This is a genomic window from Serratia montpellierensis, assembly GCF_020858655.1.
Taxonomy (GTDB): Bacteria; Pseudomonadota; Gammaproteobacteria; order Enterobacterales; family Enterobacteriaceae; genus Serratia; species Serratia montpellierensis.
The window spans coordinates 809377-836093 of the sequence record NZ_VOSN01000013.1; the positions used below are offsets into that span (position 1 = coordinate 809377).

The 26717-nt window shown below is 55.5% G+C and carries 22 protein-coding genes; 1 reads left to right on the forward strand and 21 read right to left on the reverse strand.

Translation table 11 applies throughout. The features are described 5' to 3' along the window. From FUU19_RS15655 to FUU19_RS15665, 3 genes are all read right to left on the reverse strand, one after another. A partial coding sequence (locus tag FUU19_RS15655; RefSeq protein WP_230507191.1) for a FimD/PapC N-terminal domain-containing protein occupies positions 1-816 on the reverse strand: 816 nt, incomplete at its 3' end. 56 nt (positions 817-872) lie between these two features. Continuing rightward, the gene (locus tag FUU19_RS15660; RefSeq protein WP_230490934.1) at positions 873-1376 is read right to left on the reverse strand and encodes a fimbrial protein; all 504 of its coding nucleotides are present in this window, start codon (positions 1374-1376) and stop codon (positions 873-875) included. Between the two features lie 128 nt (positions 1377-1504). Further along, positions 1505-2029 carry a fimbrial protein gene (locus FUU19_RS15665; protein ID WP_060420481.1) on the reverse strand — a complete coding sequence of 175 codons (525 nt, stop codon included), beginning with the start codon at positions 2027-2029 and terminating at the stop codon, positions 1505-1507. A gap of 775 nt (positions 2030-2804) precedes the next feature. Here FUU19_RS15665 and FUU19_RS15670 point away from each other — a divergent pair. Then, the gene (locus FUU19_RS15670) at positions 2805-3068 is read left to right on the forward strand and encodes a FaeA/PapI family transcriptional regulator (protein ID WP_141967967.1); all 264 of its coding nucleotides are present in this window, start codon (positions 2805-2807) and stop codon (positions 3066-3068) included. Positions 3069-3124: 56 nt separating this feature from the next. Here FUU19_RS15670 and FUU19_RS15675 read toward each other — a convergent pair whose 3' ends face one another. From FUU19_RS15675 to FUU19_RS15760, 18 genes are all read right to left on the reverse strand, one after another. Then, positions 3125-4558, reverse strand: a complete 1434-nt coding sequence (locus tag FUU19_RS15675; protein ID WP_141967965.1) for an EmmdR/YeeO family multidrug/toxin efflux MATE transporter — start codon at positions 4556-4558, stop codon at positions 3125-3127. Between the two features lie 114 nt (positions 4559-4672). Continuing rightward, complete coding sequence (gspS, locus tag FUU19_RS15680; protein WP_141967963.1) at positions 4673-5071, reverse strand: type II secretion system pilot lipoprotein GspS; 399 nt, start codon at positions 5069-5071, stop codon at positions 4673-4675. Positions 5072-5148: 77 nt separating this feature from the next. Continuing rightward, positions 5149-5349, reverse strand: a complete 201-nt coding sequence (locus FUU19_RS15685; RefSeq protein WP_016927170.1) for a hypothetical protein — start codon at positions 5347-5349, stop codon at positions 5149-5151. Positions 5350-5443: 94 nt separating this feature from the next. Next, on the reverse strand, positions 5444-7561 hold the full coding sequence (locus FUU19_RS15690) for a peptidase domain-containing ABC transporter (protein ID WP_141967961.1): 2118 nt from the start codon (positions 7559-7561) through the stop codon (positions 5444-5446). Next, a complete protein-coding gene (locus FUU19_RS15695) occupies positions 7548-8843 on the reverse strand; it encodes an HlyD family secretion protein (RefSeq protein WP_197833503.1) in 1296 nt (431 codons plus the stop codon). Before FUU19_RS15695 ends, FUU19_RS15690 begins: the two co-directional genes overlap by 14 nt. A gap of 74 nt (positions 8844-8917) precedes the next feature. Next, positions 8918-9277, reverse strand: a complete 360-nt coding sequence (locus FUU19_RS15700; protein WP_141967957.1) for a hypothetical protein — start codon at positions 9275-9277, stop codon at positions 8918-8920. Positions 9278-9412: 135 nt separating this feature from the next. Further along, positions 9413-10354 carry a fimbrial protein gene (locus tag FUU19_RS15705; protein ID WP_197833501.1) on the reverse strand — a complete coding sequence of 314 codons (942 nt, stop codon included), beginning with the start codon at positions 10352-10354 and terminating at the stop codon, positions 9413-9415. A gap of 43 nt (positions 10355-10397) precedes the next feature. Further along, positions 10398-12980 carry a fimbria/pilus outer membrane usher protein gene (locus FUU19_RS15710; RefSeq protein WP_230490777.1) on the reverse strand — a complete coding sequence of 861 codons (2583 nt, stop codon included), beginning with the start codon at positions 12978-12980 and terminating at the stop codon, positions 10398-10400. Between the two features lie 55 nt (positions 12981-13035). After that, positions 13036-13719: a fimbrial biogenesis chaperone gene (locus FUU19_RS15715; protein WP_141967950.1), complete on the reverse strand. Its 684-nt coding sequence runs from the start codon at positions 13717-13719 to the stop codon at positions 13036-13038. Positions 13720-13775: 56 nt separating this feature from the next. After that, the gene (locus tag FUU19_RS15720) at positions 13776-14315 is read right to left on the reverse strand and encodes a fimbrial protein (RefSeq protein WP_141967948.1); all 540 of its coding nucleotides are present in this window, start codon (positions 14313-14315) and stop codon (positions 13776-13778) included. Between the two features lie 648 nt (positions 14316-14963). Further along, entirely contained in the window at positions 14964-16442 is a 1479-nt protein-coding gene (locus FUU19_RS15725) for a PhoPQ-activated protein PqaA family protein (RefSeq protein WP_230490776.1), read from the reverse strand. Between the two features lie 71 nt (positions 16443-16513). Then, complete coding sequence (locus FUU19_RS15730) at positions 16514-16912, reverse strand: hypothetical protein (RefSeq protein ID WP_141967944.1); 399 nt, start codon at positions 16910-16912, stop codon at positions 16514-16516. Between the two features lie 78 nt (positions 16913-16990). Next, positions 16991-17224, reverse strand: coding sequence for a hypothetical protein (locus FUU19_RS15735; protein ID WP_141967942.1), 234 nt, complete (start codon positions 17222-17224; stop codon positions 16991-16993). Between the two features lie 106 nt (positions 17225-17330). Next, on the reverse strand, positions 17331-18158 hold the full coding sequence (locus FUU19_RS15740; protein WP_141967940.1) for a Cof-type HAD-IIB family hydrolase: 828 nt from the start codon (positions 18156-18158) through the stop codon (positions 17331-17333). Between the two features lies 1 nt (position 18159). Continuing rightward, the gene (locus FUU19_RS15745) at positions 18160-23946 is read right to left on the reverse strand and encodes a non-ribosomal peptide synthetase (protein ID WP_230490775.1); all 5787 of its coding nucleotides are present in this window, start codon (positions 23944-23946) and stop codon (positions 18160-18162) included. Between the two features lie 34 nt (positions 23947-23980). Then, complete coding sequence (locus tag FUU19_RS15750; protein ID WP_070914593.1) at positions 23981-24850, reverse strand: hypothetical protein; 870 nt, start codon at positions 24848-24850, stop codon at positions 23981-23983. A 106-nt stretch (positions 24851-24956) separates the two neighbouring features. Next, entirely contained in the window at positions 24957-25532 is a 576-nt protein-coding gene (locus FUU19_RS15755) for a helix-turn-helix transcriptional regulator (protein ID WP_070914592.1), read from the reverse strand. Between the two features lie 704 nt (positions 25533-26236). Continuing rightward, positions 26237-26527 carry a hypothetical protein gene (locus tag FUU19_RS15760; RefSeq protein ID WP_141967932.1) on the reverse strand — a complete coding sequence of 97 codons (291 nt, stop codon included), beginning with the start codon at positions 26525-26527 and terminating at the stop codon, positions 26237-26239. Positions 26528-26717: the final 190 nt, after the last annotated feature.

The following is a 26717-nucleotide window of genomic DNA, read 5'->3' on the forward strand; positions in this document are numbered from 1 at the left end:
CGCGCCGGAGAAGCGGAAGCTGTCGAAAATGCCCGAATCCAGATAATCTTCACCCAGCGTCAGGCGCGAGCGCAGCGCAGAAACGGCCCGATAGGCGTAGTAACGGCTCCAGTCCAACCGTTTGTCGGTGGATTGCCCGCTGCCGGTCTGGTGATTGACCTGCCCCTGCCAGTCGGCGCGCAGGCGCCAGGCGCCGAGGTTGGCGCCGGCGGTGCCGTTACCGCTGACGCTGTACCCCCGCGAGCCGCCCTGCTGCTGCTGCCGGCTCTGGGCGTTGACGTTGTAATCGAACAGCAGGCCCGGAATGCCTTCATCCCAACGCGACGGCGGATCCCAGTCTTCCGAGCTGTATTCCAGGTAGGCCTGCGGCACGCTTAAATACAGCGCGCCCGTCGCCAGATCGCCGCGCGACACCATGCCTTTCAGGCTGGACTCATCCAGACACTCTCCCTGATGCCACCAGGTGAGCGTTTGCATCGCCGCCGATTTCAGCCCCAGCTGATCGACCAGCGCTTTGCCGACGCAGGCGCGGCTGCCGTCAGGTTCGTTGTCCGGCGGATAAAAAGGGATTTTCTGCTCGGGTAACTCACTTCTATTGAGATGAACCACCATGCTGTAACTTCCCGGCATAATGTATCCACTGCGGGAAAATTGGCTTAGGTCGATATTTTTTCGATCGTTCACGTCCAAAATGTCGGCATTAAACTGAATGCCGCCTTCGGCATATACCCACGTTGATGAACTTCCCAGCGCCAGCGTGATACATAACCCCAGCACCTGAAAACGAAATAGCTTCCCAGCAGGCGACAACATCATATCCCTAACCTTATATCGTATAATTCTGGCGTTGCGGCTCGCCGCAATCGCAGCGCTCAGTAATAATCCAGCTTAAAACGCACGGCGGAAAAATAATTCCCGGCACGCATCGGTTGATTATTGGCAACCAGCTTTATGGAATAATTAAGCGACATACTGCCTGGCGTTATATCGCCAAGCGGCAACGGCCGACCTGGCGCGGCAATATTCCCCAGGCCATCGGATATTTGCAACGCGATGCCTTTCGCTTCGCCGTGCACGCCGAATAAATCGCCCTCGGCATCACCGTCGAAAACCACCTGAAACTGCCGCCAGTCCGGTAAATTCGGCTTCGGGCGTTCAAGCGTGCAGTTGATTAATTCAATGGTGAAGGCATGTGTATTGCCTAAGCCGTCGCGCATCATATTTCCCGTCGGCATCACGGCCATATCGATAGTTTGTTCGCGGCTGCCGGCGGCGATCGCGCAAGCGGTATCAATAATGGCTCCTTGCATATTTACGCGTCCCCATCCTTGAGAGCTGGGCGCCGCCGGCACCGCCGGGCTCATCAGCATGGCCATCAATATGCAAGGAGACACTAAAGGGTGAATAAATCGGCGCACTGAACCTCCTGACAACTGCCCTTCCATCTTGGAAAAATGCATGCGGGGAGCCCCCGCATGCAAAAAGTCACGCCAATGGCGCAGGCTTACTGGTAAGCCAGCTTGAAGTCGGCTACGGCGGTGAAATCGCCCGGAACCACGCTGGCGGAAGCGCCGTCGCCCTGCAGGTAAGCCGCAAAGCGCAGCGTGTTGGTGCCGGCGCCCAGGTTATGCGGAGCCGTGGCGGTACCCAGCTTGATCGGATTGCTGGCGGTGTCGGTGATGGCGATGCTGGCGCCGCTGGCGGTGCCGACGATGCCCAGCAGATCCTTGTTGGCGGCAGAGGCTTTGCCTTCGAAAGTGGTCGTGACGGTTTTCAGCGTCGAGTTGTCACACTGCTCCAGTTTGATATCGAACTGGCGTGGCGCTGATTTGCCGCCATTTTTCAACGCAACGTTGGAAACCTGGCCCATATCCACGGTCTGATCCACGGTCTCAGGAGAAATGGAGCAAGGCGCATCAATAATGGAACCGGTAAACGTCACTTTGCCATGCCCCTGATCGCCGGCATGCGCCAGAGAAGAAACGCCAAACGCCAGAGCCGCTGCCAGCATGATTTTGTTCAGTTTCATAATTCACTTATTCCTTTAATTTATGTAAAAAGCGCAGGATCGCTCCCGTTCCTTTAACAGTTATTTATATAATCCAGAATGAAAACGGTATTATCCGCAGACAAAGCAAACCCTCACGATAATTAAATCGCGTATTTTATTTCATCATTACCCATTTTAGGTATTCAGCAAAACTCACGCTGACGAGAAAGAAAAAAATCAAACCTGCAAATTTCCACAAAAATTTACTACCCATCATGGAAATTACACTAAGATTTAACTTATTCGCTTGTCTTGGCCCAAATATTGTTACAAAAACCGCGACAATTTGAAAAGTCATTTCCGGCAAAAGCAATAAATACGAGATATAAGCCCAAAAACCGCATAGCAAATATATTTTTGCGAAACAACAGATCGTAAAATTAACAACATCAGTCAATTATCTCGTAAAATATATATCATGCGACATTATTGATCGCCTTTTTTCTATTTGCGTTATAATGATTCGGAAAAGGAAAGGGAGGCTTATCAATTCGGTCTGGTAAAAACCGGCACCGGGCAGTAAACAATGGAGAAAAGATATGAATTGCAGCCATTACATACAGCATACTGAGCATTTAGCCCCCCCGTTACCGCTTCCGATAGGTGAACGCCGCGGGATTATTGCAGCGGAAATATCGGGTTCAGGCAGGCGTTCGCGACCGGTTCAAGAAGGGTATTGCCGGAACAGGGCATTATTTCCCGGGGGACGCTTACCGTTATATCAAAACTCGGCGGAAGCTTAAGGAAGGCTGACATGATAAAACACACGCCAAAACAACAAGAATTACAAAACCTGCAGCAGCATTTATTAACCACGCTGCACCGCCTCTGCCCTGTGTCCAACGGCGCGGCGCCCCCGCCCCCCGGCGAGTGGCCCACTACCCGCCAGCTGGCGGAGTCTAACGACATCACGATCTATCAGGCGCGCAACCTGCTGTTGAATCTGGCCGGCAGGGGCAAAGTTTTGGTCACACCGGGGCCGGTCAATAAATCGTTGCGCTGGTACCCTTCCCTCTGAACGCATTTTTTCTGCCGGTGTCCCCCAGGTTACCGGCAGGCTTCGCGCAAGCGAGACTATCCGGCGTCCGTGCGCCTGACGCGCGGATATTTCCATAGCCAACGCCCGCTGACCATGCGCCAGTAGAACAGGGCGCCGCGCACCGCCCAATCGAAGAACATCCCCAACCAGACGCCCACTACGCCCATGCCGAGTTCGATGCCGAGCACATAGCCGGCCACCACGCGACAGCCCCACATGCCGAGCATCGTCACCCACATGGCGAAGCGGGCGTCGCGCGCGCCTTTCAGCCCGGCGGGCAATACCCAGGAAGCGGCCCAGATCGGCATAAAGGCAGCATTGAGCCAAATCAGGGTTTTCACCACCGTTTTCACATCATCCTGCGAGGTATAAAACGCGGCGAACACCCCGGCCAGTGGCGCCGTGCCCCAGGCGATGGCGGTGAGCCCAAGGGTCGACAGCCAAAAAATATGGCGCAGCTGCCGCTCCGCCTGGCCGATCTCACCTTTGCCGAGCCGCCGGCCCACGATGATGGTCGAGGCCGAGCCCAGCGCGTTGCCCGGCAAGTTGATCAACGAAGCGATGGAGAAGGCGATGAAGTTACCGGCGATCACGTTGGTGCCCATGCCGGCGACGAACATCTGCGTCAACAGCTTGCCGCCGTTGAACAGCACCGATTCGACGCTGGCGGGAATGCCGATCCCCAACACTTCCCACAGGATGCTCATCTTCAGCGGCGTGAAATAGCTTTTCAGCGTGATGTGCAGCGCCGGGTTAAAACCGATCGCCAGCACATAGAGAATGGCGATGGCGCCGATATAGCGGGAAATCGTCAGCCCCAGCCCGGCGCCGACAAAACCCAGTCCGTGCCAACCCAGCATGCCGTAAATCAGGATACTGCTGATGATGATATTGAGGATATTCATGCCGCCGTTGATCAGCAGCGGGATCTTGGTGTTGCCCGCGCCACGCAGGGCGCCGCTGCCAATCAGCGCAATCGCCGCCGCCGGGTAGCTCCACACCGTGGTCTGCAAGTAAGAAAGCGCCAGCGCCTTCACCTCCGGCGAGGCCGCCCCGGCGATCACATCGATGATCGGTTCACCCGCCAGATGAATGCCTGCCGCCAACAGCAGCGCCACGCCGGTCATCAAGACCAGGGACTGACGCGCTGCCGCCCGCGCTCGCCGGCGATCGCGCTTGCCGAGGCTGAAGGCCACCACCACGGTGGTGCCGAGATCCACCGCGGCAAAAAAGGCGATGATCACCATGTTGAAGCTGTCCGCCAGCCCCACCCCGGCCATCGCCTCTTTACCGAGCCAGCTCACCAGAAAGGTGCTCAGCACCCCCATCAACAGAACGCAGGCGTTCTCCAGAAAAATGGGCACCGCCAGCGGCGTGATTTCGCGCCAGAACAGCACGCGGTAGCTTTTCCGTTTGGCGTACCAGGGCGTATTTTCCACGCGCTGACGCAGGGCGGCATACAGGTTCAAGGTGGGCTCGATGGATAAAAGTGAAACATCATTTCAAATGATGAGCGATAAATCGTTATCCTGCAAAGAATTTTTGGGCGCCCGCGACGAGCGCCTGAAAGGCACACCGTCGCGCTACTCCATGTAATCTTCCTGATCGGCCTGTGCCGCCGCGATAAAGCGCGCGGTGCTGCGGCTGAGCGTGGTGCACTTATCCGTCAGCAGCTGATTGTCCTGCTGCAGAGTCAGGTAGCGCGCCTGGGTGAGCGCCGGCAACTGCCGATACCCCGCCGCCTGCGTATTCCAGCCGCGATGCTGCGCCGCTCGCATCGCGGTGCGTTGCAATTTGACATCGTCCGGTACCTCACTGCGCCCGCAATCCACGCGCAGGAAGTGCCCGCCGGCCAGCATCGAAGCGATGTGATCCAACTGTGCCTGCAGCGGCGGCGTCGGTTTATGCGCCGTCTGCTGACAACCCGCAAGCAACAGCAACGCCACCGCGCCGCAAAGAGACGTGCGAAACAGAGTAGACATGGGAGCTCCCGGAAAACCTGTGGGTGATGAGATGATCTTAGGTGAGCGAATGCCGGGCGGCAAGGCGGGCAGCACGCTTAACGGCGACCGCTGCTGACCTTGGTGGCGCGGGCGGGGTTGCCGGCGACAAATTCCAGCGTGGGGGAATAGTAAAACGGCAGCCAGGCGTTATAGCCGCTCTCCCACTCCCATTTGACCGGGCAGGGCCACAGCATGTCTTCATGCAGGATGTAATAGATCCACCGCCCGGGCGGACGGCGCGGTTTGCGCATTTTCATAGCGAGTACGGCGGCCTGATGGCGTGCGATAAGGTCAACTGCTGCATTTTACCGCGATTTGGGCTGCGGGGACAGCCTGGGTTGCCGGCGAGCGTTACCCGCCGCTCGCGGCCCCCAGCGCCACCACCCTATCCGCCGAGTCGATCGTCGATTTTCTGTGGGCGACAATCACCCGCGTGATATTCAGCGAAGATATCGCCCGGTTGATCGCCAATTCATTCTCAACGTCCAGATGGCTGGTCGCTTCATCCATAAACAGCACGCTTGGTCGCCGGTAGAGGGCGCGTGCAATAAACAAACGTTGCTTTTGCCCGCCGGAGATGCCGTTCCCCAGCTCTCCGATCAGGGTTTCGTAACCCATCGGCATCTGCATGATTTCTTCGTGAATGTTGCTGTGCATCGCACAGGCCACAATCCACTCTTTATTGGCGTTGACCTCGAAGCCGCTGATGTTTTCCGCGATTGAGCCGGAGAATAACCGGTCGTCCTGCAACACGCAGGCGATCGCATTGCGGTAGTTATTCACGCCGATTTTATGGATATCCATCATGTCGGCCAGGATCTCTCCCGAGGTCGGGTTGAGCAAGCCGCACATGACCTTCAGCAAGGTGGTTTTCCCCACGCCTGACGCCCCGACGATGGCGACGCTCTCGCCGGCGGCGATGCGGATATCCAGGTCTTTAAAGATCGGCCGGGACAGCGCGTCATATTGATAGGTGAGGTTTTTAACCTCCACGGCAACCCCCTTGCCCGGTTCGAATACCCGCCGCGGCGCGGACTCCGCCTCCGCATCGGTAAAGACGATGTCGGATATCCTCTCATTGTGCAGCGACAGCATGCGCAGGCCGATCGCCAGATCGATCAGGCTGGAAGCCCGCTGCGAGAACTGGCCGCGATAGGCGTTGAACGCCATGAACATGCCGAGCGTCATAGAATTGTCGATGACCATCATGGCGCCGAGCCAAAGTATCGCCACCTGATCGAGCGTGGTGATAAAGGTATTGATCCCGCCGAACATCATATTGAAACGGGTAATTTTGATATTGGTATTGGCGGCATCGACATTCAAATTGAGCCAATAGCTGGAGCGCGTTTCCTTGATGCCCAGCGCTTTGACCGTGGAAATACCGTACAGCGTCTCCATGAAATGCGAGTTGGCCTTGGCCGCCTTGACGATTTGTTCCTCCGAAAATTGGCGGTAGGTGCGGTAGGTCATCATCCTGATGAGGATGTAGACCAGGGTGAAGCCTGACACCACCCAGACCAGCCAGCCGCCATAGACCATCATCATCACGAACAAGCCGACTGTCATGATGCCGTCGATGATCCCGCCGACGATATTATTGGTAAAGGTGGTTCTGATCGCATCCAATGAGGAAAACCGCGATTGGATATCCCCCAGGTGCCGTTTCTCGAAAAAGTCCAGCGGCAGCTTCAGCAGATGTTCGAACAGCGTCGTCTTCCACTGGATATCGGTCAGCGTCCCCAGCACGATGGAAATCCAGGCCCTGGCGATGCTGACCACGGCGCGGAACAGGGTGAAGAAGATCAGCCCCAAACAGATGACCGTCAGCAAGCTGTAGTCATGCGCCTGAATGACATGGTCGGTCACGAGCTGGGTCCCCACGGGCAACAGCAGGTTGACCGACTCAATGACGAGCGATAACGCAAAAATCTTGAGCAGCGTCCCCGGCAGCCCCTCGATGTTTTTCATCAAATCCAGCAGGCGTAAACGGGTCTTTAAGGTCTCTTGCTGAAAAGCCTTGTCGGGCCACAGCTCCAGCGCAATGCCGGTAAAATGGTTCGACATCTCTTGCAGGCCAATCACTCGGCGCCCGAAGGCAGGATCGTGAATCACAAAGCCCGCGCGCTGAACCTTAACCAGCACCACGAAATGGTTCATGTTCCAATGCAATACGCAGGGCGTTTTCAGCTGATTGATTTCATCGATGTCCAGCGACAAGGCCCGCGTCTTCAGCTGAATTTGCGCCGCGATTTGTGACAGGGTGCCCAGGGTCGCGCCCTGGGTGGAAATGCCGAACCGCTGCCGCAGGCTCAGCATATCCACATTAAATCCGTAATAAGAAGAGATCATCGCGAGGCAGGCCAGGCCGCACTCCGATGACTCCGACTGCAAGATGCTCGGCACCCGTTTACGCAGAGAGAACGTTAACTTTTCGTTGATCCGCTCAAAAAGATTATGATCCTTCATCGACTCTCCCCACCACGCTGTTTTTTATGTCATACAAAGGCGCGACCGCCCATTGATAAAGCGGTTTCTTATCCAGGAAAACAATCACCCTGGCCTGCAGCCCACTGCTGATCTCCAGATATTTTCCTTTGTCGCTGAATTGCGTATCGCTGATGGACGCCAACACTTTGTAGTAGGCGTTCCGCTCCCTTTTATTGCCGCTGCTGTATTCCGCCATCTCCTGCGGAGAAGCCGGAACCGAAGAGATGGATTCAATGCGCCCCGGAAACTGGCCGAACTTGTCCGAGGGAAAAGCCTCGTAGCGAATGTTGATGCCATCGCCGATTTTCACGTAGGGCAAACTGTTATTCGGCAGCCACAGCACCAGGTAATATTTGATGTTTTCAATCGGCTTGATCTGCGCCAGACTGCTGCCGCTCTCGACCACCTGCCCGGCGGTCACGCTCAGCGACTCGATTTTCCCCTTCAGCGGCGCTTTGATAATCACCTGGTCGCCGGCGTTGGATTCCGCCAATTGGCGTTGCAGCTCGCTGCGTTGCGATTCGCTTTGCGATATTTGATTGTCGTAATCGGCGGCGCGAATCAGCAGATCGCTACGCAGCTGCGACAGCTGGATATTTTGCTGAATCTTTTGGCTGTTGAGCGCCTGATAGGAGCTCTGCTGTTGCTGAAAGAGCGAACGCTGATAATTCAGCTGATCTTTGGTAATCAGCCCTTTCGTCAGGTAATGCTCGTAGTTTTTCAAACTCTCCCTCATTTTTTCCATGCCGTCTCTGGCACTGAGGTTCAGTTTTTCCGTTTCTTTATACGCTATCTCATAGCTATCGATCTGTTTTCTCAGGTTCTCCAGCATCGCGTCTTTGTTTTTTTTCAGCTTGCTGATGATCGAATCCAGATTGCCAATCTGTTTGTTGATTTCACTCGCGGCAATATGGCTGACATTACCTGATGCCGTACTTCTGGAAACATCAATGATATAGAGCGGCTCGTCTTTTTCCACCACGTCACCGGCCTGGTGAAAAGATCGATTCACGTAACCATATTGGGAGGAAAATACGTTCGTCGAATGCGGAATGCTGATCACTTCGCCCTCGACATCAACCCTGCGCGTATACTCACAAAAATAGAGTGCGCCCGCTAAAATAAGAATAAAAATAAAGCACGTAACGCCAATCACAGAGCTCGACGCGCCGGAAATTAACAGCGCTCTGCCGGTCCATCGTTGACGTTGATAATTGACCGCCTCCTGGCGGAAAATATTTCTGCTCTTATTCTCACTCATAGGGAGAGCCTGCGCATGCCTGACCGAAAGACAGCCGCAGCAAGAGCGCTGCGGCCTTGGACAACGATATTGATTTAGCTGATGGTGCCGTTAATCAGCCCATCGAGGCCTTTTTTGGAGTATTCCAGGGTGGTGTCCCAGCCGATAACAGCTGCGGCTACGCCGCTGGCCACCCCGCCCAGGATGCCGCCGGCAACCATGCCGACGCCCTGGCCAATGGAGCCGATGCCCAACAGGCCACCACCGTCGCCGCCGTGCTTACCGCCGATAACGGCGCCCGCCATGCTGCCAACGGAGGCGCCCAGAGCAACGGACGACACGGCTTCTGCGGCATTCGTGACGGCACTGCCAATCAGACCGGCCAGCCCATTGCTCATATCCCAGGAATAGGCGCCTGACACTTCATTCATTTCGATAACAGACAGTTCTTTCATTGGTTAATCTCCATATTTAAACGGACAAACACAGCCATACATGCGTGTTGTCATTACATTGGCACCGGCCTGCAGCGCCGGATACCACCAATAATGTCGCGGGAAAAGACGACATTATATTTTGATGAGGCTCCCTTAATTCTGCGTAATGGTGAATGTCATCACCGCATCAGCCTGTCCAGGGCTAATGTCTCCCGTTTGCTTATATCGCGCCATTAAGGGAATTCTGATCTCTTTTTCCGCAGCGGTGTGATAGTTAATCGGCCGGGAAAAAGCGATCGGATTACGGTTCGCGTCCAAGACCTCCACGGCAACGCCCTTTGCCGCATCAGAACCGTCGGCAATAGCGATCATGCCTACGCCCGGCGAACTTCCGGCCGCTTCAAACGTCACCTGTACCGGAATATTGTCCTCCTGGCATTGCAAGACCACGAAGAAGTTACGTTCGGAAGACACGGCGCTGCTGCCGACTCCATTAAACTCACTGCGTTTTGGGCTGCCTAAGTCCACCGTTTGATTTTTATAATTCAAATCCACCAGGCAGCTTTTCTGAATGACCTTCATGCCGGAAATACTCAAGTCCAATACCGAGGTCGAGTCCAGATAATATCTGGCGATAATCTTCCCCCCCATATCTCCGCCGGTTTTAATCGGGCCGGTTTTGATAAACGTCAGCCTGACATCATTGCGGTTGATCCACGGCGTCAGCAGGTTGGGCGAAATCGCCGTATTGAAAGGCACGTTCTTATTGCTCTGCCACAGGTCCGAAATCGTCACCCCTACGCCGTCTATGCCCGTTTCAAATACGCCGGGCAGCGCACTCGGCGTCAGCGGCGACATGGAGCGATAGGCCACCGAGCCCGAGCAAAGAAAAGAAAACGTGGTGCCGCTGATGCTGTTTTCCGTACGGACAGCCAACTGTTCGCCGATTTCAATACGCGGATCCACGGCCAGCGTCAGCAACCCCATGCGGATGGTTTTCGCGTTGGTGGTACAGGTGCCGGCGTACGCCACCGTCGTTAGCGTCGCCAGCCATAGCAGAGCGCCGTAACCGAATATCCTGATAAAAACGTTCATTTTCACTCTCACTTAACAAGTCATGATGGATACGGAGCGAGATCTATTGGCAAACGCCATTGAGGGTTTGGATCCCTGCGGCGGGTTTCTCCGCCGGCAGTTGATAGCTGATGCGGCACTGATGCTCGGTATTTATCCCCCACTGCACGATGAGCCGGCCTTGTTCCGCCATACCGGACAGATAAACCAACCCATCACCACCAATCAGGAACGGCTGCGCCGAATGATCCGCATCGCGGACGCTGGCCCCCAGAGGGAGAGGCACCCCATGTGGATCCGTGACTCTCATCAGGATCCTTTTGCCGACGTGCGCCTTGAAATTCGCCCGGCTTACCGCGCCGCGGGTGGGCGTGACCGACTGGTTGGTCAGCGCGAGATCGACATCATCCGGCAAACTTTCCACATCAAGACGAATCGAGTTGTTGCGATAAGGCGTGGCGTAAGGAACGATGGCATAGCCGCGCCAGTCGGTTTTCACCCCGACCTGGTTGCCGACCGCCACATCGCTGGCGCCGGCCGCCGTCACCAGCGCGGCCGTCTCGCCAAAGGGCTGGCCGAAGGTGACGCCGTCTTCGTGGGCAATCACCCCCCCTTTCACGCCATAGTTGACGCGCTGTTGGCTGCGATCGTAAGCGTATCCCGCGACGAGTTCGCCGTAGGTGGCGCGCCAGTCAAGGTTGGCATTGCCGCTGTTACCCTGGCCCTGATTGCCATACCCTTCCTGTACGCTCCAGTTAAGGTTGTTGCCGGCCAGCGCCGTGCCGTTAAGCCCCGCCGTATGGCTGGTATTGCCTTTTTGGCTGGTATTGAGGCTATAGGTGGCGTAGGTGTTGCTCAGCCATTTTTCCAATGGCACGCTGATATTGAAGGCAAACAGTTGGTCACGATCGTAAATACGCCGTTGCCCCCGGTCTGAGTCACCGTAAATCGCCTGTGAATTACGGTTATAGCTGTAGTTAAAACCGTAACTGATGCCATTCCAGCTATTGTTGTAACCCGCGCTCAGCGATTGCATGTTGCGCTCGGAATTCCAGTAATCTTCGCTGACCGCGCTGAGGGAAAGCGAACCGGCTCCCTCCCATAAATTCTGGTTGAGCGTGATCTCGGCGCGATTCTTACGGCGGTCAGTCAGGGCATAGCGATTGCCGCTGCGGTAGGTGTCCAGCACTTCCTGCAGCCCATAATAGCCGCTGGTCGAATAGCGGTAGCCGGCAATGGCAAAGTTCGTGCCGGTCGCTACGATGTTTTTGCTGTAGCGCACCCGCCATGACTGGCCGTCGCTTTTCGGCTGATGTTCCTGTTTCGCCCAGGCCTGAGTCGCGTCCACCGACAGGGCACCGAACTCGCCCAGGTTTTTACCCACCCCCAAGGCCAAGGATTGATACGGGCCGGCGAATTGTCCGCCGCCATAGAGGGTAAAGCCGGCCGGCAAGCCATAAATCAGGCTGCCCTGCGAGAAAACCTTTTTCTCCACGCTGTGATCGTAGGTGCGGTATTGACCGGACGTCAGCGCGTATTTCAGGCGTCCTTCGCGTTGCAATACCGGCAAGCTGGCAAAAGGCACGGTCATATGCTGTTCGCTGCCGTCCGCCTCTTTGATGGTCACGTCCAAATCGCCGCTGCCGCCGGTCGGATACATGTCAGAAATCTCGAACGCGCCCGGCGCGACGTAACTCTGGTAGATGACATAACCGTTTTGGCGAATGACCACCTGCGCGTTGCTGCGTGCGATGCCGCGCACCACCGGCGCATAGCCGCGCAGGCTTTCCGGCAACATATCGTCATCGGAGGCCAGCTGCGCGCCGCGAAACGACACGCTGTCAAACACATCGGACGGAGTGCTGCTTTCACCCAGCGTGAGCAAGCTCTTCAGGCTGATGATATTGCGCTGGGCGTAGGTATAGACGGTATCCCAGCGATCTTCAGACTGACGCCCGCCGCCGCCGCTGTTGTAACTCCAGGTGGTGTAATTCCGCACCCGCCAGGCGCCCAGATTGAAACCCGGCCGCAGGTTGAGGTAGTAGCTGCTCGCGCTCTGGGTAAAACGGTCGCGCCCCTTGCTGTTGCTGCCGGTGAAACCGTAGTTGAGCAGCATCGCCGGCATCCCTTCATCCCACAGTTCGGGCGGCACATAGCCGCGTACCCGATTTTCCAACGCCGCCTGAGGGATGCTCAGCACCAACCGCTGGCGGTTAAATTGAAATTGCGCCGAGGCCTGCGGGATGGCGGCCAAATTCGCGCACTCTTCTGCGCGGTTCAATGCGGGAAACCGCTCGATCTTCACGCCGAGCCGTTGTAAATCTTCTCCCGTCAGGCAGGGCTGCAGGCCGGCTTTATCGCCGCCGCCGGGCTTGATGACAAACCGCACCTCACGCGTTTCCATCAGCATGTCATTCACCCAAATATCCACCCGATACTTGCCGGGCACCTGGTTGCCGTTTTCAAACATCGACAGGTCAATATGCTGTTGGCCCGACCGCCCCGTTTCCAGCAACGCTGGATTGAAATAGTCACGGGAAAAGGCGGGGTTGGGCATGTTGCCGCATACCGCCGTGGTTGCCGTGAATAAGACGATGCGCTTCAGCCAAGCATCCCGCTTCGCTGCTCTACGCTGACGAGTTATCATTCATTAGCTCCATTATTGAATTCGTTATTCCCTTCCGCCGCCCATCCCCTGGCGGTTAAATACCTGACTGATGCTCCTTGCCGGTGCCGCCGTAGTCGTTAATTAATTTCCAACTGACCGACGACGCGCCTGAAACCGGTAATGAAAACATTTCACTGCTCATCGGCGCGATATAAGTCACCTCTTTCATTTCGCGCCCGCCAATGCGAACATAATGAAAATTCATATAATACGGCGTGGGATTGGTGAGTTTTAATTCCTTGCCGACGCGCTGCCACGTCAACCGTTGGGTCACATCCTCGGGAACCTGTTTGAGCAGCGCCGCAGGACGATAAATCAGTTTGAGGCGCGTTTTTACCGCAATTTGCAAGGTGTTCGACTTACCCATGTGTTCTGTCGAGGGAATGGACTTTATATTCATCCAATACAAACTCTCTTTATCCTGCGGCAAGTCATCGCCGACGCGGACGATACGCAGCATATTCTCCTGATGCCCATCCAGCCGAAATAAAGGCGGCGTAATGATAAAGGCTATCTTATCCACGCCGCTCTGTTGATTATCCAGCCAGGACTGAATTAAATAGGGTTCGTTGTCCGGGTTGTCGACGCTGATTGAAGCTTCTTTTTTTTCACCGTTAAAAATTACTCGCGTTCCGCCGACAACCACACCGGCCTGCGCCGTAGAAAAAAATAATAATAAAATTAATCCCATTAGGGCACTGCAGCGATTAAACCGCATAATATTATCTCCGAGGCAATACGGCCCGCTGGAAACCAGCGGGCAAGAAAATATTATCAGTTGTAATTCAGCGTGAAGGTCGCGACGCTATTGGCTTTACCGGCAGTCACATCTGCAAGCGTGGAAATATAACGCGCGGTAAAATCAAGATTGTTTTTCACGCCGCTGCCGGAAGCCAGCGGATAGGCCGTTGAGGCCGTGTAAAGCGGAAGAACATTGTTAGAAATATCAGACAGCTGGATGCCTACGCCCGTGGCGACATCCGTTTCCTGGGTCAGCTGCAATACGTTGCTGTCACCATTATCGGCCGCGCCGTCGAACTTAACGGTGGCGCTTTTTACCGTATCCGGACAATCCGTCACTTCCAGCGTAAATTTAGTCGCCGAGGACGTGGATCCCTTGCCACCCGCAAATGCCGTTCGGGCCACATCGCCCAGAACAACATTTAATGGATTACTCAAGTCATTTGTGACCTTGCACGCGGCATCAACAATATTCCCGGTAAAATTAACCTGCCCGTCCGCCGCCAGGGCCGGCAAAGCACTCGAAAAACTCGCCGCAACCAATGCCAACATAATCACTTTTTTTTCCATCATGGGTACTTCTCCTTTTGATTGGACAAACTTTAAAATATCCCTACCACGGCTAATCCGTGATAAGGCGAATAGGAGCTCCGCCCCTTTCACAGTTAATTATGCTTGGCTTTCCCTCTTTAGCAATACATAAAATCAATGTAAAGATGAGAAAAGATAATTACCCCGAATTGAATTGGCATCATTCTTATTTTTATTTTAAAAAAACCAAAAAAAAGGCGTTTCTTGATTCATTCATCTGGCCGAAAAGGAAAGGTTTATCAGCGTACTTCACACACCACCCACAAGATAATCCACTCATTCCCCCTTCAATGAATGCGCGCAAGGATTAATCGTCAAAAATATGAAAGACACCGCTCGAGCGCGAATAACCGGAGAGGTTTTTTATTCTTGCAAGGGGAAATGACGAGCCGACGGAGAAACCAGAGGATGCAGCGAAAGTTAGGCGTTCAGAAGCGGTAAAACATGGGGGCGTGCTTTCTCTTAAATAAGAAAACGCCGACAATAAAATCAGCGTAATCATGCTGCGGGAAGGGAACCGCCCTCGATCATCAGCGATTCCCTTCCGGCGCAGGTTAATTCAGCGATGTGGCCGCGTTCTCTTGATGCTCAATTCATAACAAACGCTTCTCCGTCTTATTTTCAGCGGGATTAATCGTCATGGCGATAATCCTCCCCCAGCCCTCGGCCCGGTAAGGTTTCACACGCCAGGCCATCGCCCGCCGGTGCGACGATCGGGTAGCGATCGTCAGGGGTGATAAATACCGGCGAGGTCGCGACATACCCGTCGCTAAACTCGGCTTCGATAAAGGTGGCCTCCCAACCCTGTGCAGGGGCGTTCAGCCGAAATTCGCCGCGGTTCGCCTCCAGCGGCACCGAGGTATAACGCACGCCGCACGAGTAGCGAAAATCTCGGGCCGTGCGGTTATGCGCAGTCCAGCGCAACACCCTGATCGGCGGCTCGGAAAAGCGCAGCGTGCGCTGCGCCGTCTCTGAGCCGTTGCTCTGCACCTCGATCGTCGGTAGCGCAATATCACGCTGACGACGGTTGACCAGGGCCAGAACCGCGCGTTCGGGTACCGTACGTTCGTCGCCGGCTATGGCTCGCATCGAGACCTCCCCCGGCAGCTTATTCAAATAAAACCGCGTGCTGTCGGGTGGATAACGTTCGTCGCCGCCGGCGACGATGAAATACTTCGGCGCCGGAGGCCGCCCGCGCTCGGCCAGAGGGGGGTATTCGATGGGATCTTCAATCTGCATCAGCTTGTCAAACGCCGGGGTCTCTATGCGCCGATCGATGCCCAGTTGGTAATAAGGGTGAAATGCCAAAGGCCAACGCCCGCCATACGTGCGATAGGTATGCTTCATCACCTGCCGCGCCGCGATCCCGTCAGGGAAAATGGCGGCCACGGCATCGATGCGCTCATCTGAAAGCGCCGTCAACATGGCCGTGGTTCCTCCTTCAGACACGCCCGCGACGATAAATTTGTCTATCCCCCACTGGCGCAATTCGCGCTGCGCCAACGTCATGGTTTGCGACAACGCCGCCGTCATCGGGATATGGAGCGGCATCATCAAATATTCATCGGCATCATCCAGGAACAATCGCCATCCTCTGGCCCGGCTTTCCGCCCCTGAGCGGCGCCGTCCCTCATTTTGGTATTCCAGGTACGGGTAAGGCAGCCGATTGACCACCACCACCACCGTTTTGCTCTGCGCCGCCAGCGCCTCGGCGGAAAAGGCCGGTTTTTGATTGCCCGACGTTCCCGGGCCGGCGGCGCTGCACGCGCAGTCTTCGCTCATCACCAGCAACGCTTTACCGGTGAATGCCCCGTTGGGAATATAAATGTCCACGTCGTGCCACCACTGCGTCGGCCGGATCGCGTCTTGCGGCGACCAGGATTGCGACATCAGCCGATAATGACGAATTTCCGTGTCTTGACCGCTCTCCACGCTTTTTAATGAAAATGACAGGGGCAGCGTGGCCAGTTGCTGGTTATAGCAAGGGATCACCGTCTGTAATGCTGGGTGCTCATCGGCGAAGCAGGTGTCTTCCTCCTTGGCCGCGGCGTACCGGCAGACGGCCAAAGCCAGCCAAATCAAGGTAATATAAGCGGAGATCTTTAACATTTTTCCCCCACGATAGTTGACGTTGCCCCGCCCTCTCAGGCCGGCGCGGCGGCAAACGGGCATCAACAGCCTCACGAGGCGTGATGAAATAATATCGGGTAGCCGAAGCTGTCTTTTTCGAACATCACCTCTTTCTCGTTTTCCCCCACCAGCACGCTATAAATGTTGTTCTCCTTATAACGACTCATGGCGACGTAGAGCACGACCTCGCGATGATCCGTCAGGGTGAACTGTCTGCGCTTGGCAGTAATTTCCAACGTAAACGCCACCACGGGATTGTTGTTTAAAAACACCGCGGTCTGTCTCATGGACAGGATTCTGGCCTGCGCTTTCTCCGCAACCTGAAAGGGGGTGGCGTCGCTGGGGTAGCGGATATCCATCTTCTTTTGGATATAGATGACGTTAAACACCGCCAATGCCAGCGCCACAAAAAGATTGATAACCATAATCAGCATGATTTTATTTGCCATTCATCCTCCCGCCCCGTTCCCTGTACCGCGCTCACGGTTGACTTAAAAGTGCCCTTGCGGGCACTTTTCCTTAGAGGCTCAAGAGGATTTGCGGCCAAACAACTGCGAGAACGCGCTAATCCCGGCATCGATGACGGCGCCAATGCCTTCACCGAGTTTTGCGCCGGCGTTTGACGCATCCGCATGGATACCGAAAAGACCGGTGCCGGCATCCACGATGGCGCCAATGCCCGTACCCAGGATTTTGCCGGCGTCGGAAGCGATGCCCGCGCCGGATACCGCCATAACTTCTACTTCAGTCAGTTCTTTCATACTCGCTCCTTTGCATTAATCTAAAGTGTTCCGTATTGAGAAAATGAAACCCTCACTCTTCGTTCACCTCCTTTTGTCTGCCAATAAACCTCGCCCGGTGAAAACGTCAGAACAGACCGAATTCACGACAGAGATAGTCGGCGACGCCATTGCGGCTGTTGGGCAACGCCACCGGATTCAACGGCAGCGCGCGTTTCAATTCACTCATGGCATTGCCCATGACCACGCCCGTGCCGGCCCAGCGCAGCATGTCCAGATCGTTCATCGCATCGCCGAAAGAGAGGCAATCGCGCATCGCTATCTGTTTGGAATTCAAATAGTCGGCCACGCTTCTGGCCTTGGAAATATGCTTATCCATGATGTCTATCGTTTCCGTGGAGGACTTACAGATGGACAGCGTTTTGCCGAAGGCCTGGTTGACCTGGTCAAAGAGCGTCTCGATCGGCGCCGCGTCGCCATGCACCAGCACTTTCAATATCCGCTGCCGCTTCATGGCCTCAGGCTCGACATAGCGGCAGGCCACGCCCGACGTTTTGACGTAGTCAGAAAAATGCGGGTTCTCTTCGGCCATCATCCAGCCCTCTCGGGTGAACAGGGTCACGTGGAACGGGCTGGCGAATAAAAAATCGATCAGCCCGGTTTGCAGCTCTGCGGGCAAAAAATAGCTTCTATCCGCCACGGCCTGCCCTTCGATGTTGACCATCGCGCCGTTGCAAGAAACGATCACCGGCGAGAACCCCAGCCCGTCCACGATCCCGCGCGCATCCGCGTCGCAGCGCCCCGTTGCAATGACGATTTCCAGCCCACGACGCTGTAAAATGTTGAGCGTTTCCACCGTCACATCGGATAGATTCCCGGACGGATCGAGCAAGGTGCCGTCAAGATCGCTCACGATCGCCCGGTACTTTATTTTGCCGTCGATGGCCAGCCACATATCATGCCTCCTCAGCCTGGATAATCCCGTCCTCAGCGCAGATGTCGCTGTCGGGCGGGAGATTGGCGATCGCGAGCGCAATAATCAGAAAACGTCGGCCCAATTCGACGATGTTTTCCCGAGCGATCTCGTGAGAATCATAAAACAGTGAAATGGCGAGCCGTTCCGCCTCGGGGAACAGGCACAGCACCGTTTGGTGATTGCTGCCGCTGACGATATCCATCACGCGGCACTGAAACGGCAGCCGCGGATCCACCGCCGGTTTCGGCATATTTTCAAACACGAACAGGCTGCCGAACGGCGAGGTGGGCACCCAATTCTCGTCGTATCGATTCAGTTCGGAAAAGGCGTATTTCTGCCTGGAGGTTTGTGAATCCGCGATGTCATCCAGCAGGTCATACAGGGGGCGGCGGCGAATCGCCTGCAGCCGCAGCACCGGGCTTGCGACACACAGGCCAAACAGCGTCTGCACCTGCTCAATGTCGGCCGGGCGCTCGCTCATGGTCGTGCCGATGGCGATATCATCGCAAGCCAGCGCCTCGGCCAGCGCCAGCATCCAGGCCAGCTGCGTCAGTTGGTTGACCGTGATCCCCTGCCGCCGACAAAACGCGGTGAGGCGCGCCATCTGCGCGCTGGAGAATTCGTCGCCATGCTGACGCATCCGGCGCCCCTGCGGTACGAGCGGCGGTGCGGCAGACAGCGGCAAGCGTTGATTGACCGGCGCATCCCGCAGATAGTCTGCCCAGAAGGCCCGCGCCTCGGGGTCATTGCCGTGCGTGCGCACATGGGCGGCGAAAGGTTCGAATCGGTTAATCTCCGGCGTCGGCACCCTGCCCGCCGACAGGGCGAGGTAATCGTTGAACCACTGGCCGAACAACACCCCCAGCGACCAACCATCAAACAAAATATGGTTAAAGGTCTGCACCAGATAGTGCTCGTCCGCATGCAACCTGATGAGGCGCCAGCGAATCAACGGCGGCGCATCCAGCTCAAACGCGGTTTCCCGCTCCCGGGCCAGCAGTGCCTCCATCCGTTCCTCCAGAGAGCCTGGCGCGGCATCCGACCAATCGTCCATCGCGATCGGCGCCTGCAGCGTCTCGCAGACAAAGACGTTGGGCCGGCCGCGGCGGGTTTGATCGTCGAATCCGGCGCGCAGCATTTCAAACCGCTGCAGCGCCAGCGCCCACGTCCGATCCAACACCTCGGGCTGCAACGGCCCCGCGATCTCATAAACCGCCTGATCAATCTGATATTCGCGGTTAAGTCGGTTGAAATACATCAACTCTCGCTGGGTAACCGTAGCTTCGAAAACGGCGGCGAGGCGATGCTTTTGCTGCCAGCGATCCAATTCGGCGAGGCTAACGTCGGCATGGGGGAAGTCCCCCGGGCTGGCGAGACAAACGCCGTTGCTGGCCTCGTGGCAACAGTGCTCGACCAGCGCCGACAGGCTGTCGACATAATGCGAACCGATCCGCGACAGCGTTTCATGCGGCAGCAAACCTGACATGACGATGCTCAAGCGATCGTCGTGAACATAAAGCACCAGATCCAATACGTTGCCGCTGACCGGCATCGCGCCATTTTCCAAATCTGCCGTTTGGTCGATCAAGGCCCATAACGCGTCGTCGGCCTGCTCGTTGAACACCCCGAGATAATTGAACGAAATGGCCGGCAGGCGGTGGCGCCGCAGACAAGCCGTCACCTCATCGCCCGGCGCTGAAGCGTATTTCAGCGCCGAATAACCGATACCGTGGTCAGGCATCTTTCTCAGCCTGTCCTTGATGGCGCGCAGCGTGGTTTTTTGGCACTCGTGCGCGGTAATGCGCAAAGGCATCAAGGCGGTGAACCAGCCGACGGTGCCCTCAAGCCGGATCTTATCGTCATTGATATCGCGGCCATGGTGCTCCAGCGTGAGGTAACTGTCCGCACTGCCGTGCCATGCCTGCAGCGCCGGCGCCAGGGCCGCTAACAGCACTTCGCGCACCGAGGTGTTGTAGGCCTGATGACAACCGTCCATCAGCAGCGCGGTCAACGCCACATCGCACTCGAAGCGGCAAAATTCGGGGGCCGGCACCTCGCCGCCAAGCCGGGCGTAATCGGGCTGCCCGGCGACCATCGCCAGCCAGTAAGCGCATTGGTCTTGCCGGGTTGCCGCGTATTGCCTTAACCGTTCTCCCCATTGACGGTAACTGGTGCCTTTTGCCGGCAGCGATCCCCCCTGATGCAACCGCTGCAGGTCGCTGACGATGATGCGCCAGGAAACCACATCGACGATCAGATGATGAAACGCGCAGAACATCAGCGCGTAGCCGGGGGCGCGGCTGTCAAAGATATAAACGAAGCGGCACATCGGCCCTGCCGCCGGATCAAACCCCGATTGCCATTGACGCAGCAGCTCGGCGCGGCTTTGGCGACAAAGCGCCAGGTCATAGTAGCCCCATGAAGGGCCGCCGTCGGCCGCTGACAGGTAGCGCTGCGCCACGATGGCGCCGGCGTCGTCGACGCTAAAACGCGCGCGCAGCATGTCATGCTGATCCGCCAGCGCGGCCACCAGATCGGCGACCTGTTCGGCGGACATCGGCGGTACCCGCACCAAAAAAGTCTGGTTGAAGAAGGCGCCGCGGTTCGGCGCCAGCTCACGGTACCAGCGCTGAATCGGCAGCAGCTCGAATTCGCCCTGCAGCTCGCCCTGTTCATTGAGCGCGGTAACCGCGTCTTGCTGCCGCAGAATGCGCTGGGCCAGAGCCCGCGCATTTCTGGTTTCGAACACCGCACGCGAGTTGCTGTGGTAACCCGACTTGCTCAATTCGCTGGTGAACACAATGCTTTGGATCGAATCGCCGCCCAATCGGAAAAAGTCGTCGTCGATACCCACGGTCTCCACGCCAAGAATGCTCGACCACAGGGAGCAAATCAGCGCCTCCAGCGGGTTCTCCGGCGCGGCATAACGCTCGTTTTGCGCGAATTGCGGCGCAGGCAAGGCCGAGCGATCCAACTTGCCGTTAACCGTCAGCGGGATCTCCTCGATCTCGACATAGCTGGACGGCACCATATAATCCGGCAAACCGCGCTCAAGTCGGGCGCGCAGCTCGGCAGGATCCAAGGCCACGCCCCGCGCCATCAGCAAATAAGCGGCAAGGCGCTTGCTGTCGCGATGGGCGACATCCACCACGACACATTTTTCGACGCCATCCAGGGCATTGATCGCATTTTCTATCTCGCTGAGTTCAATCCTGAATCCGCGAATTTTCACCTGGCAATCATTTCTGCCGAGATATTCCAGGTTGCCGTCGCGCAGCCAACGCACCCGATCGCCGGTTTTATATAAGCGCCGGCCATTCAATTCGATAAAACTCGCCTGGGTTTGCTGCGGCTGGTTGAGATAGCCGCGCGCCAGCGCTGAACCGCCGATATACAATTCGCCGGCCAAACCCGGCGGCAGCGGCTGCAGCCAGCGATCCAGCACATAGAGCTCGCGCCCCGGTATCGCTCTGCCGATGGGGATGCTGCTGCGCGCTTCGTCTGGAGCGATAGCGTACATCGTGGTGAACGTGGTGCATTCGGTGGGGCCATAGCCATTGATCACCTGTTGCGGACGGCGAGCTTGTCGCACCAGGCGCTGCATCAGCGTGGCGGTCAGCGCCTCTCCGCCCACCAGCAGACAGCGCAGCCCGGCAAACAGCTCCGCATTGCTGAGATAAAGGTGATCGAACAGGCTGCGCGTGGCCCAGAGAATCGACACCTGCTGCCGACGCAGCAGCGCTTCCAGCTGCGGCACATCGCCGGCGATATCTTCCGTGTCGCGGATAACCACCAGTTTGGCGCCGTTGAGCAAGGCGCCCCATACTTCGAACGTCGCCGCGTCGAACGCCGGGCTGGACAGGAACAACAAGACATCTTCGGGCGTAATCGCGATGCCGGACGCGGTCGCCAACCCGCACATCGCCTGTTGCTCGAGCATCACGCCTTTCGGCACTCCCGTCGATCCCGAGGTATAAATGATCGCGCCAAGCCGTTCGGCGGCGGTGACCACCGGCAGATTATGCCGTTCATGCGGCAGGCGGCTCAGGTCGCCCAATGTCAGCACGGCCTGGGGATGCGGCATCATCGCCGCCAACGCTTCCGCCGCCGTCTGCATAGACGGCCCGGCAATCACCAAGGCCGCCCGCGTTTCCTCAAGAATATGTTGAATGCGCGCCTGGGGATAATGGCAGGAGATTGGCACATAGGCCGCGCCGGTTTTCAGCACCGCCAGCAGCGCTACGACCATTTCCAGACTTTTCTCGCTGTACAGCGCGATCGGCGTGTCGGCCTGGGGCTCGGTCCCGGTCAGCGACGCATAGCGAAGCACGATCTCGCGCGCCAGGCTGTTCGCCATGCCGTTCAACTCACGGTAGCTGACGCGCAGCCCCTCATACTCCAGCGCGATGTTTTCCGGATAGCGTTGCGCGATCGCTTCAAAGCGGGCGCTGAGGGTCTCCCCTGGCAGCGGGAGACTTTCATTATCCGGCGGCGACCTGTCGGCGGCGGGATAGAAGGCCATGTGGCTTAACGGGGCGTCAGGCGCGCTCATCGCCTGTTGCATCAGGCGAGTAAAATGCGCCGCGCAGTCGCGCATGTCTTCCTCGTCAAACATGCCCTGGCGAAAGCGCAACCGGAACTGCAACGCATCAATATCGGCCCGGTCTTCGTATTCCAGCGAGAGCGCCGCGCTGGCCATATCGTGATTGGCTTCGAATAGCGGCCAGGTGGCGCAATCGGCCAGCGGCAATGCCGCATCGCGCAAGTTGGTTTGGGCAAAGGAGATCGGTAACGCGCGGATCCCCAACGCCCGCACCACCTCTTGCGTGGGCAGTTGGTTAAAACGTTGGCGCGACTGCGGCGGCGCGGCGGTAATAAATGCCAGCGCCCGTCGATACACGTCGGAAAAACTCGCGCCGTCACGCAAAGAGAGGGGCAACACGCTGGTGTTCACATGGCCGCCGAGCGCAAATTTTTGCCCCTTCTTTATCGACACCGGATAGCTGATGTAGACCGTTTCCTGATTGCCACTGCGCGCCATCAAGATGCCCCACAGCACCAGCAACGCCAGGAAATCATTCACTCGCCGAATCCCCGAGGCCTGTTTCAGCGCTTTCCATTGCGCTTTGGGAAAGTGGAAGCGCAGCTCGCCCGCTTCGTCTTCACGGCCGGCGCCGCTTCGCTCAAACGGCACCTCGAGCGCGCCCAAACTTTCCGCTTCGGCGCGCCAATGCGCCAGCGCCCCATCGGCGGCCAGTTGCTTCACCTCCTGCTGCAGTTGCCGGTTAACGGCGGCGATCTCGGCCGCCTCGACGCGCATCGCCAGCCGTTGTTGGCGATAGTACTGGCTCACCAGGGAGAAAAACTCGTCGGAAGAGGCGCCGTCAATCACCAGATGGTGGCCGACCAACGCCAAGGTATAACGCCGCTCCCCCTCGGTGAATAGCGCCCAGCGATAAAGCGGCCCGCTGTAAATATCGAAGGGCCGGCGAATCACTTGCGTCAGCAGCGTGCGGTCCGTGTAATGCTGCAACGGATGGATTGCGTCATTGCGGCGCCAATACAGCTCGCCATCCTGTTCATGAATATGGCTGTTCAGCAGAACATGATCTTGCACCAGCGCATTCAGCGCGGCTTGCAACCGGATGGGATCCAGCGCGCCCTCAATTCGCTGCAGCACCAATACGTTGTAATTGCAGCCTTCAGGATGGCGATCATATTCATCGATAAAAACTTTTGAGTAGGGTGATACAGGAATTTCTTCCATGACAAACACTCCATTTAGAATACACAAGCCCTGCTTAACGGCGATCCATGCGGCATACCCAAACCTCTTTCGGCATCAGATCGCTTATCTTTTGTGAGTAATAGCCGATAAGCATGTTGATGCGTTTTTCTGAAATGACCTCCGCCGCCTGAGCGCAAACCGACTTATAAAAAGCGAGGGGGATCATTACCTTGCAACGGCTATGCAGATGCCGACACACACCGATGGCCCAGGAAAAACACTCCCTGGAAGGGTTGGAAATATCCAAAAGTTCGGCACATTCATGGGAACAACCAATCACGGCGTAGTGGCTGCCTTTGTTGATATAATGAATTTTATGGTACAGGGGGTGTTTTTCAATATACTCAAAGGCGCGGCGATCTTTTTCCCGCCCTAAATTATTGATGAAGCTTGCCTGCTGTGCGAGCCCACTTTCAGCAAAACGAAATGCCATAAACTTGTCAGGCTTTAAGGTTAATTCGACATAAGGATAGATTTGGGTATTGGTTGTTAAATACTTTCTAAATATTTTTTCGTAAACCCGGATCTTCCTGTCATCGGAAAAGCAGATATCCGCCGCCACGTCCGACCGTCTGGCCTGCAGGAAAAAGTCTTTCAATACGGTGGCGGACTTTACCTGACGATGGATGCCAAGATCGCCAAGCATATTGACATTGACATTAACCCCGTTGATCTTAAAGGGATAAAAGCTTGACACGAACATCCCGAGATAACGCTCGCGATCCTTGTAGAATATGCCCGTCTTCTCCCTTGGCGCGCCACAATGCGGATCGAGCAGATGCTTCCAGTGCAGGAAACGCTCCCCGCCCAGATCTCTGCCATAAAGGTCCTGCAATAATTTGAAATGATTTTTGGAAACCGTTTCCCTTACAAAATCAGCCATGTTTTATCTCCCTATAAAACCTATTCCATGCCAGGCGGCAACCATGAACGATCGCCGCCTGCGCCGGTAAAAATACCGAATCAGATCGTCACTTTCCCCCTCTCCATTAACAAGAGTCGCTGTGCATTTTTAACCAGCGCAAGAATTCAATATTGTTATCGATATTCAGTTTTCTCATCGCAGAGCGTTTATGAATGCTGACCGTTTTCGGGCTGATGCCGAGCAGCATCGCAGTTTGATTTTGCGAGTATCCCAGATGAATCAGACGGCACACCTTCCCTTCGCTAAAGGTCAACTGGGTGCGGCAACGCGGGCAATAGCTTGAAACCAAACTGTTTTTCTTGCGATAGCAAAACATGACCTTATCCACGATCGCCGCCACGCCGTCTTTGCGCGTAATGCTTCCGGCCTCTAGATTGCAATGGATTTTTGGAAAAATCGTTTTATGCTCCAGTATTGAAAAATAGAGCGGAATAGAAGAAAAATTGCCCTGCAAAAGCTGGGTATGGCAAAAATTGATGGACACCCGCTTATCCGGCGCCCGGAATATAATGTTGGCCCGTTCTTCTCCCGTGATCTTGGCCTTGACTCCATTCTGGAGAAAACCCTCTTGCAAGGCGAGCCCCAACCCAAGCTTGAAAAATTGATTTTGATCGACGATAGCAATATTGACGCGCTCCATTAACAAACCTCCCTTTTGACTACGCTTGCCCACTCTCCTTACTGCAATATGATTGCTGTGATTATTTTTTAGTTTTGAGATGCTTTTTAATAAAAAAGCGTTATATGCGATGCGGAAACGTCTTCGCCTCGCAAAAAGTATATTTTATATATAGTGATATAAACTTATCAGCCCTGGAGAGCACACAAAAGCAAGACGCGGGGAAGTACCGCGTTTTACAAGGTAATGGGTTACCGTAAGTTATATTTATAGTACATCATTGCCATCCGTGATACGGTGCCAAGAATTTTCTCTGATAAGTTAATTTTACTCCAAGAGCGCAATATATCCAGATAAATATCGAAAAAAAACATAATATAGAACATAACACGGCTCTGTATTGATTGTTAAGAGCATCCGATTATGTATTAGGACTTTACTTAGAAGAAAGGCGGGATAATGCTTTATCTCGAGATGCGCCGTCATCCTGGCAGGCCATATTAAAAAACCCTCTATAACCATATTAATCCTATTGTAAAAAAAATGCATAAAGAAAAGCTACACTTTATGACGATAAGTGATTCCAAAAAAAATGCGTTGATGGGTTGAAAAAGGCGAACGCATCGTCCGCGGATATAAGAGAATCCAGGCAGGGACAGAGATTATTCAGCGGTGTGGCGAAAAACAAGAGGAACGCAATCGGCCTTGCCGACGCGGAACATGGTTTATATCTTTTTTAACCTCTCCAGTTTTTTAGCCTCCAGGCAGGCGATCAGCCCGAGGTGATCTTTTTTTAACTGCTTATGACTTCCGATGGGGAGAATCAGTTTGACCGTTTGCAACTTACCGTGATTATTATAGATATCAAAGACAATCACCGGCGGGCCATACCCCTGGATCAGGCAGTCTAAAAACCGCAGGGCAGCGCAGCCCAAGCGGCTTCTGGCCTCGGTGACAATTTTTTCCGCCAGATCTTCATAGCGGAAAGGCCTTTCCGGTGTCGTCAAAACCTTCATAAATTCCCCTTAGAATATAGGTCATTCAGATTGAAAATTAAAACCGGCATCCCTCATTCAGCACGAACGGGGAGACGAAAATCAGGCTTCGGCAATATATACTCTAACGATACAAAATTAAAATAACAAACAACAGAATAGTATAAAAAACAGTAATACTTCTGTTGAAAAAAAGACCTGATTTGCAATA